We start from the raw sequence: 15202 nt of genomic DNA on the forward strand, positions 1-15202 counted from the left end.
TAAGCCGATTCTGGCCATTATTGTGGCATGTTTAGCCTGACAGGTGAAGTCGCTGCCCCTTTTAAGCGTAGATGTTTTAAACTGTTTTATATGTCTCTGTTTATCAATTATTTTTTAGTATTTACACAATTATTTTAACCATGTTAATGTGGTGACAAACCTAATGGAGAAAGTCTTATGAAACTCGCGGTATACAGCACAAAGCAATACGATAAAAAGTATTTGCAGCACGTAAACGAGCAGTTCGGCTACGAGATTGAATTTTTTGACTTTCTACTCACAGAAAAAACGGCAAAAACGGCTAATGGCTGCGAAGGCGTCTGTATTTTCGTTAACGATGACGGCAGCCGCCCGGTTCTGGAAGAGCTGAAAAAGCATGGTGTAAAATTCATCGCACTGCGTTGTGCCGGCTTCAATAACGTCGATCTGGATGCGGCAAAAGAGCTGGGACTCCACGTGGTACGAGTGCCGGCATATTCCCCGGAAGCCGTAGCAGAACACGCTATCGGTATGATGATGGCACTGAACCGTCGTATTCACCGCGCGTATCAGCGTACCCGCGACGCCAACTTCTCACTCGAAGGGCTGACGGGCTTTACCATGTACGGTAAAACGGCGGGGGTTATCGGTACCGGGAAAATTGGCGTTGCCGCGCTGCGGATCCTGAAAGGTTTTGGTATGCGCCTGCTGGCGTTTGATCCGTACCCGAGCGCTGCCGCACTCGAGTTAGGCGTAGAATATGTCGACCTTACGACGCTCTTTTCCGAGTCCGACGTTATCTCCCTGCACTGCCCGCTGACGCCAGAAAACTATCACCTGCTTAACCACGCGGCCTTCGATCAAATGAAGGATGGCGTCATGATCGTTAACACCAGTCGTGGCGGTCTGATTGATTCGCAGGCAGCGATTGAAGCGCTGAAAAACCAGAAAATCGGTTCGCTTGGGATGGATGTGTACGAGAACGAACGCGATCTCTTCTTTGAAGACAAATCTAATGACGTTATTCAGGACGACATTTTCCGTCGACTGTCGGCCTGTCATAACGTGCTCTTTACCGGCCATCAGGCATTTTTGACAGCAGAAGCGCTGATCAGCATTTCAGAAACCACACTGAATAATCTGCGCCAGCTTGAGAACGGCGAAACCTGCCCGAACGCACTGGTGTAAACACTGCGGTTCCCTTCCTCCGAAGGGAACCCTTTAAGACAATTCCTGCCAACACTCAATCACCGCAGTCTGTTACTATCCTGCCGTTACGTTGATTTTCTTTGAGGACCCAATGAAAAGGATCATTACCCTGTTAGCCTTTGGCGTGCTGCTATCCGGCTGTGTAAGCCATGGTGTGAGCAAGAATTCAGTAAACGAGACACAGCTTGCACAGCATCGCTTCGTGCTCGATACGGTCAACGGACAAACCGTTGAGAAAGGCGAGCATCCGGCAGACATCCATTTTGACAATAAAATGGTTGTCTCTGGCAGTATGTGCAATCGCTTTACGGGTCAGGGGAAATTATCCGAAGGCACGCTGACGGTGAAAAAGATGGCAATGACGCGCATGATGTGTGCTGATGCCCAGCGCAACGCACTGGACAACATCATCGGTAAAATGCTCAGTGAAGGTGCCCAGGTCGATCTGACCGATGGTCAGCTTACGCTGACAACTGCCGATCAAACGTTAATTTATACCCAGGCCGATCAGGCTCAGTAAGCGCCACAACTTCCGGCGGCAAGCGACTGTTCGCTACAACGTTTGCCGTTAGGGAGTGCACACATCCCGATGGCAGATCCATCCAGTTGGCGTGCGACAGACAATGACCCACCGACCATTGCGCAATTCGCCTCACCGCTGCTGGACATTGAAGCACGTAACCCCGGCGCCACATGCGCGGCCGTTGCCTGCTGAACGGGTTCACTGCTGCATGCAGAGAGTAATAAAACAGCACACCCTACCCAAAACGCTGAACGCATTTCTCATCCCCCAATGATTTAGCAAAACCTAAGCATCATAGGCAGCACAGTCCGTTACGTCGAGACCGAAACCGCACCTTTATGCGATCTGGAAACATTTTGATGCTATTTTTTTGCGCAAACGCAAAATAGCACATCGCAATAGAGTAATTAGCGTTATGCATGAAATGGATTTGGCGATAAGAAGCGGTTCAACGTGATGTAATACGTAACGAGACAATCGAGTGCTATTGTGCAGGCTGGAAATAAAAAACCTGTCAGATGGACAGGTTCACAAAGACGTTTACTCGCATACCCTTTCAGCGTTGTGCCTTACGGAAGAACTGCTCCATCGATTCCCGGACATGTTCATCCGGGTTTTCGGCATCTCCTGAGGAATGCCGGACAATATTATTATGCCCTTGCAGAAGAACCGGAGGCTGTTCTGTGTAAGCCGCCGCCGAGCCCAATGATAAAATCAGTAAAAACCACGCCGTTCTTAACGTCTTACCCATCATCAATGACCCTGTAAGTTGATAACTTGCAGCGGCTATATTGCGGGAGCAAAAGTAAAAAGCTGTATGCGATGTTTAAACGTATCCAGGAAGCTGTGAGCAACTGCATAGGCAGAAAAGACATTGCGCGCCAACAGGCCCCTGCGGATCCCCTGATAAAAGGCAGATTGCGTGTACAAAAAAAGGCCCGCCAAAGCGGGCCCACGACAGACAAACTATTAACGGAAATTATCCGGCGTGATGCTCAATCACTTTTTGACTGTTCTCAATGGCAATTTTCCTGGGTTTTTCATGTTCAGGAATATCCTGGTAAATATTCACCGCTAAAAGGCCGCTTTCCAGTTTCGCATTACTGACCTTAGCATGCTCTGGCAGCGAGAAACTTAACCGAAAATCAGAACGGCGTATCCCTCTGTAAATCCACCCTTGTTCATCCTGAGAGTCGTTAACCGCACGTTTACCAGAGATATGGAGCGTGCCGCCCACGGTTTCGATTTCCAGCTCGTCTTCTTTCCAGCCTGGAACGCTTACGTTTAGAAGGTAGTTATTTTCGTCGACTTTTTTCAGGTCATAGGCCGGTAACGCCGAGACAGGCGAGTCCCCGGTTAACTGACTAAAAAGTTTGTCGATACGGTTGAATCGGTCAGCAAAGACAGAATCAGAAAAGCCCGGAAGTGCTGACAAGGTTCTGAGTGCCATAAATTAACCTCCTGAATGTTGGATTCAAAAGTTCAAGTTAAAGGCAAGCGTGGCTTGTCCGCTGATAAAAATAAGCGCCGAAAACGGTTTTTCAAGCCCTGAAGAAAAAATTTTTTCCTGCGGCCCGTTACAGACATTCGCATGCCATCCTCGCAAAACGAATTAGTGCTACTCAAGGGAAAATGGCGATCACAAAATTGCGCTATTTTCCGGGAGTGGACATAGCGCGACATGCTCAACAGGTTACGACCAGCGCCTGAACGACGGAATACAATACATTTCTCAGGCTTATAACTTTCGCTAAAGCCCATGAGATCAAAAACCTTTGGTTCCTGGCTGTCTATACTGACTGAAAGCATGATGAGGGGCGGCGGCAGGTATGGAAAGAAAACGGACTGCGAGTCATAACCCTGAAAGCGAAGCGAACATACACCAGAACGAATTTGATAAATCTATTTAATAAAAAAATGCTTGTAACTGCCCTGGTGGTACACCAGAGAGTCGCGATGCAAGCATAAAGCCGCTTTAAAACTGACATTTAAGCAATGAGAGTTTCTATATGATCACTATTGACGGTAATGGCGCGGTCGCTTCGGTGGCGTTCCGCACCAGTGAAGTTATCGCCATCTATCCTATTACCCCCAGTTCAACCATGGCTGAGCAGGCAGATGCCTGGGCAGGGAATGGGCTAAATAACGTTTGGGGTGATACGCCACGCGTTGTGGAGATGCAATCAGAAGCCGGGGCCATTGCTGCGGTACACGGTGCATTGCAAACGGGCGCGCTTTCTACCTCTTTTACCTCGTCGCAGGGTCTGTTACTGATGATCCCGACGCTGTATAAACTCGCCGGTCAGCTCACGCCGTTCGTGTTGCACGTGGCGGCCCGTACGGTTGCTACCCATGCGCTCTCTATATTCGGCGATCATTCCGATGTGATGGCTGTCCGTCAGACTGGCTGCGCGATGCTCTGTGCGGGGAGTGTGCAGGAGGCGCAGGACTTTGCGCTGATCTCACATATCGCGACGCTAAAAAGCCGTGTGCCGTTTATTCATTTCTTTGATGGCTTTCGTACCTCGCACGAAATTAACAAGATTGTACCGCTCTCTGACGATACGATCCGCGCCCTGATGCCACAGGACGAGATTGATGCCCACCGTTCCCGTGCGCTCAATCCTGAACACCCGGTCATTCGCGGTACCTCCGCCAACCCGGATACCTATTTCCAGTCACGTGAAGCGACTAACCCCTGGTACAACGCCGTCTATGACCACGTTGAGCAGGCTATGGATGCGTTTGCCGTCGCCACCGGACGTCAGTACAAGCCGTTTGAGTATTACGGACATCCTCAGGCGGAGCGCGTCATTATCCTGATGGGTTCGGCAATTGGTACTTGTGAAGAAGTCGTCGACGAACTGCTCACCCGCGGTGAGAAAGTCGGCGTACTGAAAGTGCGCCTGTTCCGTCCGTTCAGCGCGCAGCATCTGCTTGCCGTCTTACCGGAATCGGCAAAAACCATAGCCGTACTCGATCGCACAAAAGAGCCAGGTGCGCTGGCTGAACCTCTCTATCTGGACGTGATGACCGCGCTCGCAGAAGCCTTTAATGGCGGCGAACGTGAAACCCTGCCCCGTGTTATCGGTGGACGCTACGGATTATCATCCAAAGAGTTTGGCCCGGATTGCGTTCTGGCCGTCTTCAATGAACTGCGCGCCAGCAAACCTAAACCGCGTTTTACCGTCGGCATTTATGATGACGTGACAAACCTGTCGCTGCCATTGCCGGAAAATACGTTGCCATCAAAATCCCGACTGGAAGCCCTGTTTTATGGACTTGGCAGTGACGGGAGTGTTTCAGCCACCAAGAACAACATCAAGATTATTGGTAATTCAACGCCGTGGTATGCACAGGGGTATTTTGTTTACGACTCCAAAAAAGCGGGCGGCCTGACAGTTTCGCATCTGCGCGTCAGTGAGCACCCGATTCGCTCAGCCTATCTGGTCTCGCAGGCGGATTTCGTTGGCTGCCATCAATTGCAGTTTATCGATAAATATCAGATGGCGGAGCGCCTGAAACCTGGCGGCATTTTCCTGCTCAATACCCCGTACAGTGCCGACGAAGTGTGGGATCGACTGCCGCAGGAAGTTCAGGCCGTGCTGAACCAAAAGCAAGCCCATTTCTACGTCATTAACGCCGCGAAAATTGCCCGCGAATGTGGCCTGGCCGCACGAATCAACACGGTAATGCAGATGGCTTTCTTCCATCTGACCCGCATCCTGCCAGGCGACAGCGCGCTGGCGGAGTTGCAAGGGGCCATTGCCAAAAGTTACAGCAACAAAGGCCAGGAACTGGTTGAGCGCAACTGGCAGGCACTGGCAATGGCGCGCGAATCGCTGTTCGAGGTTCCGCTACAACAGGTGAATCCGGCCAGCGCGCCCCGCCCGCCAGTGGTCTCCGATGCCGCCCCCGATTTCGTTAAAACCGTTACGGCCGCCATGCTGGCAGGCCTGGGTGATGCCCTGCCCGTCTCTGCGCTGCCGCCAGACGGCACATGGCCGATGGGCACCACTCGTTGGGAGAAACGCAACATTGCCGAAGAGATCCCTGTCTGGAAAGAGGATCTCTGTACGCAATGTAACCACTGCGTTGCGGCCTGCCCACATTCAGCCATTCGCGCCAAAGTGGTTTCACCCGAAGCGATGGAACAGGCTCCGGCAAGTCTGCATTCACTGGATGTGAAATCCCGTGATATGCGCGGACAGAAGTACGTGTTGCAGGTGGCGCCAGAGGATTGCACCGGGTGTAACCTGTGCGTGGAAGTCTGCCCGGCCAAAGATCGTCAGAACCCGGAAATCAAAGCCATCAATATGATGTCGCGTCTGGAGCACGTTGAAGAAGAGAAAGTGAATTTCGACTACTTCCTCAATTTGCCGGAAATTGACCGCAGTAAACTGGAACGTATCGATATTCGCACCTCGCAGCTTATCAGCCCGCTATTTGAATACTCCGGCGCCTGTTCCGGCTGCGGCGAAACGCCGTACATCAAGCTGTTAACCCAACTGTATGGCGATCGCATGCTGATAGCTAACGCCACCGGGTGTTCGTCGATTTATGGCGGTAACTTACCGTCCACACCGTATACCACTGATGCGGCAGGACGTGGCCCGGCATGGGCGAACTCCCTGTTTGAGGATAACGCCGAGTTTGGTCTGGGCTTCCGCCTGACGGTCGATCAGCACCGCAAACGCGTGATGCGCCTGCTGGAACAGTTCGCCGCGCATATTCCAGGCGAACTCAACGATGCGCTGCATGCTGATGCGACACCGGAAGTGCGTCGTGAACAGGTTGCCTCGCTGCGTCAGGCACTGGCCGGTGTCGAGGAAGCCAAAGAACTGTTAACCGATGCTGATGCGCTGGTCGAGAAATCGATCTGGCTGATTGGCGGCGACGGTTGGGCCTATGACATTGGTTTCGGCGGACTGGATCATGTGCTCAGCCTCACCGAGAACGTCAATATCCTGGTGCTCGATACGCAATGTTATTCCAACACCGGCGGTCAGGCATCCAAAGCCACGCCGCTTGGTGCGGTCACCAAGTTTGGTGAACATGGCAAGCGTAAGGCACGTAAGGATCTTGGCGTCAGTATGATGATGTACGGCCATGTTTATGTCGCGCAGATTTCACTTGGCGCGCAGCTCAACCAGACGGTAAAAGCGATTCAGGAAGCGGAAGCCTACCCTGGACCGTCGTTGATCATTGCCTATAGTCCCTGTGAGGAACATGGCTATGATTTGGCGTTGAGTCATGATCAGATGCGTCAACTTACGGCTACCGGCTTCTGGCCACTGTATCGCTTCGACCCGCGCCGTGCGGATGAAGGTAAATTGCCGCTGGCGCTCGATTCCCGTCCACCGTCTGATGCGTTGGCCGAAACGCTGCTCAACGAGCAACGTTTCAGGCGGCTTAACGCCCAGCAACCGGAAGTGGCAGAACAGCTCTGGAAAGATGCCGCCGCCGATCTGCAAAAACGCTATGACTTCCTCGCCCAAATGGCAGGAAAATCGGAAAAAAGCTCGACGGAATAACAAGATAAGTTGAACAAAAAGCCTGCATATTTGCAGGCTTTTTATTTCTGTGCGTCTTGCAACAGACGGCGCATCTGGTGGATGATAAACCTTCCCCGCGCCGAGTTGTAAAGGACACCCAGCATGCGACACCATCCCGTAAAATCCTCCCGTATTGCGTCCATTGGCTATGATGAACGCACAAACACGCTGGAAGTCCGTTTTCACGATAAAAGTACCTGGCAGTACCACGGCGTGCCGGAAAGAATTTTCACAGTATTTCTGACGGTTGTATCGAAAGGCCGTTATTACGATGGCGTAGTGAAAGGCAAATTTCCGGAAAAGAAAGTGGCCTGAAAGACAGGCAAAACCTCACAATACGCGTAAAAAAGTGGCGCATTGTCTGAAAATCCTGCCAAACAGACGCCGCTGATATAAAACTGTCAAATAAGTGCGCCATACTCATGTTCAGACCTGAACATTGGTCTGACGACTCCTTAGCCATTGAGAACGATTGAATGAAATTAAGCAGAACTCGCCGCACGATGCAGATTCACTGGAGCCTGCAGCGTCAGCGCGAAAACCAATGGAAGAAGTTCAGCCTTGTGCTGACTAACCGCAGATCCTGAATACCTGTCTTTGTCCGCCGTTATGTTCCCTCAACGTAACGGCAATGCCCTTTCCTCTTACCGCTGAACGCCTCAATAAGTGCTAATAACGGTCATTCTGGTGAGAGCCGTTAAGCAATAGTCATTTTTCGCGTTATAACATTTGCAGAGCCGATCCGGTTTGGGTAATGTGCTCTTCTGCTTTTTCACCTCTGGCATTAGAGAACAGTTATGAGACTGGGTATTGCTTTCCCCATCATCGTATTTATCGTCGCTGTCGCATTTCTCAGTTGGTTTATTATCGGTGGCTACGCTACGCCGGGCTAATAGCGGCATTCATTCCTGCCATCGTCTCCGCGATAAAAATCCTGTATTCGCCGTCAAGCATTGCTACAATCTCGCTTTAGCGCCCATATCTGTTGGTCAGGCATGCCTGGTTGACGTTGAACACCTGAATTGAGCCTTTTTTTCATGTCGCAAAATCAAGAAATTACCAAAAAAGAACAATACAATCTGAACAAGCTGCAAAAACGTCTGCGCCGTAATGTGGGCGAGGCGATTGCCGACTTCAATATGATTGAAGAAGGCGACCGCATCATGGTCTGTCTCTCCGGCGGTAAAGACAGCTATACGATGCTGGAAATTCTGCGCAATCTGCAACAAAGCGCGCCGATCAATTTCAGCCTTGTGGCGGTCAACCTCGATCAGAAACAACCGGGCTTTCCGGAGCACATTCTGCCAGCGTACCTGGACCAGCAGGGTGTCGAATATAAGATCGTGGAAGAGAACACCTATGGGATCGTAAAAGAGAAAATCCCGGAAGGGAAAACCACCTGCTCGCTCTGCTCACGCCTGCGTCGCGGCATTTTGTACCGTACGGCCACTGAGCTGGGCGCCACTAAGATCGCGCTGGGCCATCACCGTGACGACATTTTGCAAACGCTGTTCCTGAACATGTTCTATGGCGGCAAAATGAAAGGCATGCCGCCTAAGCTGATGAGCGATGATGGCAAACATATCGTGATTCGCCCGCTCGCTTACTGCCGCGAAAAAGATATCGAGCGTTTTGCCGAAGCAAAAGCATTCCCTATCATTCCCTGCAACCTGTGCGGTTCACAGCCGAACCTGCAACGTCAGGTTATTGCCGATATGCTGCGCGACTGGGATAAACGTTATCCTGGGCGTATTGAGACGATGTTCAGTGCGATGCAAAACGTGGTGCCTTCGCATCTGAGCGATACCACCCTGTTTGATTTCAAATCTATTCATCACGGTTCTGCGGTGGTGGACGGTGGCGACCTCGCCTTTGACCGCGAAGAGATCCCTTTACGGCCAGCGGGCTGGCAGCCTGATGAAGACGACGGCGATTTCGCTGCCAGTCGCCTCGATATACTTGAAATCAAGTAAGCCATCAGCCCTCTTTCACAGAGGGCTTTTTTCTATCTGTGCGGCGGTGGATCGACAATTGGTCGAGGGTCCGGGTCGAACGGCGGGTCGGGAATGGGCTGCGGTTTTGGTATAGGGTCAGGCACTGGAACCGGGTCTGTCGGAAGTGGGTCGCTCATCTGCAGTGGGGTTAATGTACGCATTTTCGCCTCCTTCTTTCGCGTTGCCATCCTTTAAGGGTAGACCGGACAAACTGAGAGGCAAAAAAAAGCCGACTCTTTTAAGTCGGCGTCGTACGAATCAATTGTGCTATGCAGTAATTCAAAAAAGGAAGTAAGACAATATGGAGCGCAACGCCCATCGCTTGACGTTGCATTCACCTGCGAGTGCAATATTGCACTGGTTGCGTAGAGCATTTATTGATATCGCTCAAAGTAAACGGCGTTTTTATGTTCAATTTTTGTTAAAAAAGTGAAATTTTACAGCCATTTACTACGATGCAACCACCAGGTAACACCCCCTATCAGGATGACCAACATAATGCAGAAAAGTGCGAAGCCAAATCGCCAGCCACCGCCGGGTATTCCGCCTAAATTGACACCGAACAGCCCGGTCAAAAAGGTGCTGGGCAGGAAGACCATTGCCATCAAAGACATGGTGTAAGTTCGGCGCGCTAACGACTCCTGCATCACTTGCGTGATTTCATCCGTCATCACCGCCGTGCGCGCGATACAGGCATCAATCTCATCAAGTCCCCGCCCCAGTCGGTCTGCAATATCTTGCATACGGCGACGCTGATCGTCGGTCATCCACGGCAGCCGCTCGCTGGCCAGACGGGCAAAAACATCGCGCTGTGGCGCCATATAACGTCGCATCACGATCAACTGTTTACGCAGTAATGCGAGGAAACCTCGGGGGGGAATCTCCTGATCAAGCAAATTATCCTCAAGGTCGATAATCTTATCGTGTAGCTCTTCAATAAACTCGCTGGCATGGTCGGTCAATGCATCACAAACATCCACCAGCCAGCCGCCGCAATCCGTCGGCCCGGTCCCTTCCTCCAGGTCGCTCACGACATCATCCAGCGCCAGCACCTTACGCTGACGCGTTGAGATAATCATCCGTTCATCCATATAAACACGTACGGCCACCAACTGGTCCGGGCGCTCGTCTGTGCTGCCGTTAATGCAGCGCAGCGTGATAAGCGTACCTTCCCCTACGCGACTGACACGTGGACGCAGGCTTTCACCGGCCAGCGCGTTACGCACGCTATTAGGTAACTGCGGCGTTGATGCGAGCCATTGCGCGCTCTCCTGATTGGTATAATTCAGGTGCAGCCAGCAAGGATGCTGTGCATCAATCACATCATCCGGTTCCAGCGGTTTGACTCCGCCCTTTCCATCCAGACGCCAGGCGAAAACCGCATCCGGAATATCAACATCCGTTCCTTTGATCGCTTCCACAGCGCCTCCCAATCAACATAAGTGCTGTTGTCAGTCTAGCTCTCTGCGCCCGTTAAGCAACCATCATGCTGAATTCGTTACAAATATTAAAAAAAGCCCGCATGAGCGGGCCAGAGGCGGGATGACCTGAAAATTAGAACGAATGCCAGTAATTTTCCTGGTTACCGATGGCAGGGCTTGCCTGACGATTTCTACGATTTTCGGAAGGAACGCTTGAGAGTGTCGTAACGGGACCAGTGTCTTTTACCTGGTTGTCCGCCAGACGGAACTTAGAGGTACGAGCCTGCAGTTCGATAACCCGGTTTTTCAGAATGTCAGAAGAACCCGCCAGTTCTTCTACCATAGTGACATTACTCTGCGTCACTTTTTCCAGCTCAGATAACGCCAGTGTAATCTGCGAAATGCCTTTTTCTTGCTCCAGGGTCGATACAGCAATCTCCCCCATTAACTTGCTGACCACACTCGCACCGGAGACAATTTCATGCATATTCTGTTCAGCCTGGTTGACGACTGTCGCCCCCTGTGTGACGTTTTCCGTGGTGACGGCAATCAGCGACTTAATATTTTTGGCCGCTTCGGCGCTGCGGTGCGCCAGGCCTCTGACTTCTCCTGCTACAACAGAGAAGCCTTTACCGTGATCCCCCGCTCTTGCCGCTTCCACAGCAGCGTTCAGCGCGAGAATATTTGTCTGAAAAGCAATGCCATCAATAAGAGAGATGATATCTGCCATTTGGCCCGCGCAGTCAGTAATGGACTGCATATTTTTCGCCACCTGCCCCATCAAGTCGCCACCTTTACGCGCATTCGCACTGGCGTCGTTTGCCCGGGTACTGGCAAGCCGCGTGTTTTCGGCATTATTTTGGGTACTACTGGCTATCTGCTCCATACTGGCCGCTGTCTGCACCAGTGCCGCAGATTGCTCCTCAGTTTTAACCGACAGCTCGCCGCTTCGCGATGCCAGTTGATCGGAGAGATCCATTGCGTTCTGTGAAGAGAGACGAATTTCATTAACCAGCGTTGCGATACTTGCAGAAAGGCTATTAATGCCCGGAATTAACCGTCCGGCGCAATTGTTGCCAAATTCGGGAATCGTAATCGACAGGTTGCCAGCGGTCACCTCTTCGATACTTTTCTTCACAGTATTAATTGGTGTGACTAAATAATACGTCATATACAGCCAAAGCAAACCCAATGTTGCTACCGAAACCACGCTAATTGCTGTAAATAAGGCCATATTTTTTGAGATGGCGATCACTAAAAGATCGATAATGAAAAAAGAGACAATCAGGAATGATAATATAAAGCTTCTTACACTAATATTTTTAAGCATGGGGCACCAGCAATACTTCACGAGGGATAATATTCTTATAGCATTCGAAAATAACTTTTTCATCCCGAATTTGATCGCAAGACATGTTTAGCTTACCTTCACTGAAATTTAACTTAAGAGCGACATTAAAATCCACAAACCCAGAGGTGCTGCAAATTTTAAAGTTAAGATATCTAAATAACTTGTCATGTCAGGAGGTAACCCGCCATGCAAAAAGCAGCTTTCCATCTCAATAATTTAATTCATTACGCTGCTTAAATTATATTTAAGCAGCGCTAAAATGATTCGTAATCCTAAAGTTACTCATATGAATGCCGATAATAATAATTTACTTTTAATTCAGCTTAAATAGCAGTATAAACAATAAATATTTCCAACAACATAAATTCATCAGGTTAGCTGCTAGAATAAAAATTAGAATTAACTCTTTCCTTTTCAGCGGGCGTGAAATGCATAATGCTTTATGTATCGTGGGACCCCATACTTATCGGTATTTCTTTTGTTGTGGCGTTCATTGCCTCATTTGTGGCGTTGGATAGCGCCAGCAAAATTTTTTCATCCACCGTTCGTGGCGCGCTGTTCTGGCGACTCTGTGGTGGTGCGACACTAGGCATGGGAATATGGTCGATGCATTTTGTTGGCATGCTGGCAATGCGCATGCCTATCGTGATGCATTACGACTTAGTGTTAACCATTGCTTCCTTCGTTGTTGCCTTAATTGCCGCAACACTGGCCATCAACGTTGTTGTCAGCGAAGAAATACTGCCCTTTAAACGCCTTATACTGGCGACCTGTTTATTGTGTCTGGGCATAGTGGGAATGCATGCTCTCGGTATGGCCGCCCTCACCGATTACGTCACTCTCTACTGGAACACGCCGCGTCTCATCCTCTCTGTAACCATTGCTTTTTTTGCCTCCGGCTTTTCGCTATGGCTTGCCTTTGTTCGCCAGTTCAACCATCACGGCGCATTTATCTATCGGGTTTTCGCGGGTCTCGTTCTCGGAATTACGATATGTGCAATGCATTATGTGGCGATGAGCGCCGTTGAGTTTAGTAATGGAAAAGACAGCACTGGAATTATTGTTCGCAGTACCGCCTATTACTCTACACATACCAGCGTGAGCGAAACCGGCCTTTCGATCTGGGTCTCTACTTCCACGCTGATTGTACTGGGAATAATGCTGTTTATTTCACTCATTGACTCCCAAATCCGCACCTCGCGGCTCACAGAGAGCCTGCGTCAGTTGAATCATCAACTGGAGATGCAGGCCCATTTCGACCCTCTGACCAACCTGGCAAATCGTATTCAATTCGATATTTTACTGGATGCCTGCCTTGCCAGCGCAGCAGCCCAGCGGCAGCGATTTGCCGTATTGTTTATGGATCTTGACCGTTTTAAGCAGGTCAATGATGCATTTGGACATCACGTTGGCGATTTATTATTAAAGTCCGTCGCCGTAAGACTTTCGACCTGCGTCAATGCAAAAATGACGCTGGCACGTCTTGGGGGCGATGAGTTTATTTTGCTGGTACCTGATTGTATAGATGAGGAAATCACCACGCTGGCAAAAAGACTGGTAGACAGTATTCATTTTCCGTTTTACGAACAAGGGCATGTCATAAACGTGTCATTAAGTGTGGGCATCAGTTTTTATCCTCTGCACGGTGACACCGTTCAGGATCTGAAATTTAAAGCAGACGCCGCGATGTATCGTGTCAAACAAAATGGGCGTAATGGCTGGGAAGTCTGGCATCCGGCAATAACCCACAATGCGGCAAACACTCCTTTTTTCCTCTCTGATATATCAATCAACCAAAAGTAAAGTTTGCTTATTGCAACGATACATATCAATTCACATTTTTTTGCGTTAGATTTTCCTCAAGCCTGATAAAAAAACTGCCGAAAAAGTTATTATTCGATAAGTTACAAAGACTAAAGCGACGCGCACAATAAGGGGATAAATCCATGCTTACAGATCGCCTGGATGCGCTAAACCTGTTGACGACACCCGTTTGGGTGGTTTCACCCGATACAGAAGAACTGCTCTTCACCAACGCAACCGCGAAGAAATTGACTGCTGAGCGTTCAGTACGGGAATTGCGAACTGGTACATATTCGGCATATGCACAGCACAGCCTGGCGATGTACCTGCCGGGTCTCAGGGGCGAGCAAAATATTATCGAAGTATGGACTGTTTACATTGATGGCGAAGAGGTGAGTTTAAGTTGTAAAGCCTCCCTGCGCGAACTCAGCGGTATAGGAGAAGTGATATTTTTTGAAGGATTATCCTCGGGAACATCCGCCAGAGTTAAAGCCAGCCGTTCTACAACATACCGCCATCGCAAACAAGGCTTTTATGCCCGTTTTTTCTATACCAACTCCGCACCTATTCTGCTTATCGATCCCGCCAGAGATGGTCTGATCGTTGATGCCAATCTTGCTGCACTGCGTTTTTACGGCTACTCGTACGATGAGATGTGCCAAAAGCACACCTGGGAGATCAACACCCTCGGACGTGGTATTTTGCCAGTGATGGCTGAAATCGCCCATCTGCCTGGCGGCCATAAACCGCTCAATTTTGTACACAGGCTGGCTGATGGCTCAACCCGCCATGTTCAGACCTATGCTGGTCCGGTTGAAATCTATAATGATCGACTGATGCTATGCATTATTCACGATATTACTGAGCAGAAACGCCTTGAGCAGGAGCTGGAATTTGCCGCACACCGCGATTTACTCACCGGTCTGCTGAACCGCAGGCAGTTCTACCATCTGACTGAACAGATTATGCCGACCGCGTTCGATTTCAGCCTGTTGCTGGTCGATACCGACCACTTTAAACGCATCAATGATCAATACGGTCATCAGAAGGGTGACGAAGTCCTGATACAACTTTCCCGCACGCTTGAGCAACATTGCCGACGCGGAGATTATGTTTTCCGCTGGGGCGGCGAAGAGTTTCTGTTGCTGTTGCCCCACACGACAGAGGAAACCGCTATTGGCATCGCTGAACAGTTACGCGAGGCCGTCGCCAGTATCAATATTCCCCAACTTCCGGGATGTACTGTGAGTATCGGCGTGGCTCGCCATCTGGCGGGAGAGTCGCTGGACGATCTGTTTAAGCGTGTGGATGAAGCGCTGTACCGCGCAAAAAACAGTGGGCGTAATAAGGTGCTGGCAGCCTGAATT

13 protein-coding genes are annotated in these 15202 nt (G+C 50.2%); 8 read left to right on the top strand and 5 right to left on the bottom strand.

Features of this window, described 5'->3' with window-relative positions; translation table 11 throughout:
* The first annotated feature begins 177 nt into the window (after positions 1-177).
* Entirely contained in the window at positions 178-1167 is a 990-nt protein-coding gene (locus tag ABU190_RS05320) for a 2-hydroxyacid dehydrogenase (protein WP_079497506.1), read from the top strand.
* A gap of 112 nt (positions 1168-1279) precedes the next feature.
* Positions 1280-1708: a heat shock protein HslJ gene (gene hslJ / locus ABU190_RS05325; RefSeq protein WP_354690639.1), complete on the top strand. Its 429-nt coding sequence runs from the start codon at positions 1280-1282 to the stop codon at positions 1706-1708.
* Here hslJ and ABU190_RS05330 read toward each other — a convergent pair.
* From ABU190_RS05330 to ABU190_RS05340, 3 genes are all read right to left on the bottom strand, one after another.
* The gene (locus tag ABU190_RS05330; RefSeq protein ID WP_072039689.1) at positions 1702-1968 is read right to left on the bottom strand and encodes a DUF333 domain-containing protein; all 267 of its coding nucleotides are present in this window, start codon (positions 1966-1968) and stop codon (positions 1702-1704) included. The two genes, hslJ and ABU190_RS05330, sit on opposite strands and share 7 nt — an antisense overlap.
* Before the next feature lie 299 nt (positions 1969-2267).
* A complete protein-coding gene (locus ABU190_RS05335; RefSeq protein WP_354690640.1) occupies positions 2268-2465 on the bottom strand; it encodes a hypothetical protein in 198 nt (65 codons plus the stop codon).
* 225 nt (positions 2466-2690) lie between these two features.
* Entirely contained in the window at positions 2691-3161 is a 471-nt protein-coding gene (locus ABU190_RS05340; RefSeq protein ID WP_354690641.1) for an Hsp20 family protein, read from the bottom strand.
* A 559-nt stretch (positions 3162-3720) separates the two neighbouring features.
* On the opposite strand from ABU190_RS05340, the gene nifJ reads away from it, so the two are divergent.
* The 4 genes from nifJ to ttcA all read left to right on the top strand — a co-directional run bounded on the left by nifJ (position 3721) and on the right by ttcA (position 9239).
* Entirely contained in the window at positions 3721-7245 is a 3525-nt protein-coding gene (gene nifJ, locus ABU190_RS05345; protein ID WP_354690642.1) for a pyruvate:ferredoxin (flavodoxin) oxidoreductase, read from the top strand.
* 123 nt (positions 7246-7368) lie between these two features.
* Positions 7369-7581: a KTSC domain-containing protein gene (locus ABU190_RS05350; RefSeq protein WP_193796080.1), complete on the top strand. Its 213-nt coding sequence runs from the start codon at positions 7369-7371 to the stop codon at positions 7579-7581.
* A 482-nt stretch (positions 7582-8063) separates the two neighbouring features.
* A complete protein-coding gene (locus ABU190_RS05355; protein ID WP_139153700.1) occupies positions 8064-8159 on the top strand; it encodes a YoaK family small membrane protein in 96 nt (31 codons plus the stop codon).
* 144 nt (positions 8160-8303) lie between these two features.
* The gene (ttcA, locus tag ABU190_RS05360; RefSeq protein ID WP_039076966.1) at positions 8304-9239 is read left to right on the top strand and encodes a tRNA 2-thiocytidine(32) synthetase TtcA; all 936 of its coding nucleotides are present in this window, start codon (positions 8304-8306) and stop codon (positions 9237-9239) included.
* A gap of 458 nt (positions 9240-9697) precedes the next feature.
* Here the strand turns inward: ttcA and zntB are convergent, their stop codons facing one another.
* Together zntB and ABU190_RS05370 are read right to left on the bottom strand one after the other, a co-directional pair.
* Positions 9698-10681, bottom strand: a complete 984-nt coding sequence (zntB, locus tag ABU190_RS05365) for a zinc transporter ZntB (protein ID WP_039076965.1) — start codon at positions 10679-10681, stop codon at positions 9698-9700.
* Positions 10682-10814: 133 nt separating this feature from the next.
* Positions 10815-12011 carry a methyl-accepting chemotaxis protein gene (locus tag ABU190_RS05370; protein WP_354690643.1) on the bottom strand — a complete coding sequence of 399 codons (1197 nt, stop codon included), beginning with the start codon at positions 12009-12011 and terminating at the stop codon, positions 10815-10817.
* A 456-nt stretch (positions 12012-12467) separates the two neighbouring features.
* Between ABU190_RS05370 and ABU190_RS05375 the strand changes: the two genes are divergently transcribed.
* Complete coding sequence (locus ABU190_RS05375) at positions 12468-13835, top strand: diguanylate cyclase (RefSeq protein ID WP_354690644.1); 1368 nt, start codon at positions 12468-12470, stop codon at positions 13833-13835.
* Between the two features lie 143 nt (positions 13836-13978).
* A complete protein-coding gene (locus ABU190_RS05380) occupies positions 13979-15199 on the top strand; it encodes a sensor domain-containing diguanylate cyclase (protein WP_354690645.1) in 1221 nt (406 codons plus the stop codon).
* Positions 15200-15202: the final 3 nt, after the last annotated feature.

Origin of the sequence: Phytobacter sp. RSE-02 (genome assembly GCF_040578655.1) — a bacterium.
Classification (GTDB): domain Bacteria; phylum Pseudomonadota; class Gammaproteobacteria; order Enterobacterales; family Enterobacteriaceae; genus Phytobacter; species Phytobacter diazotrophicus.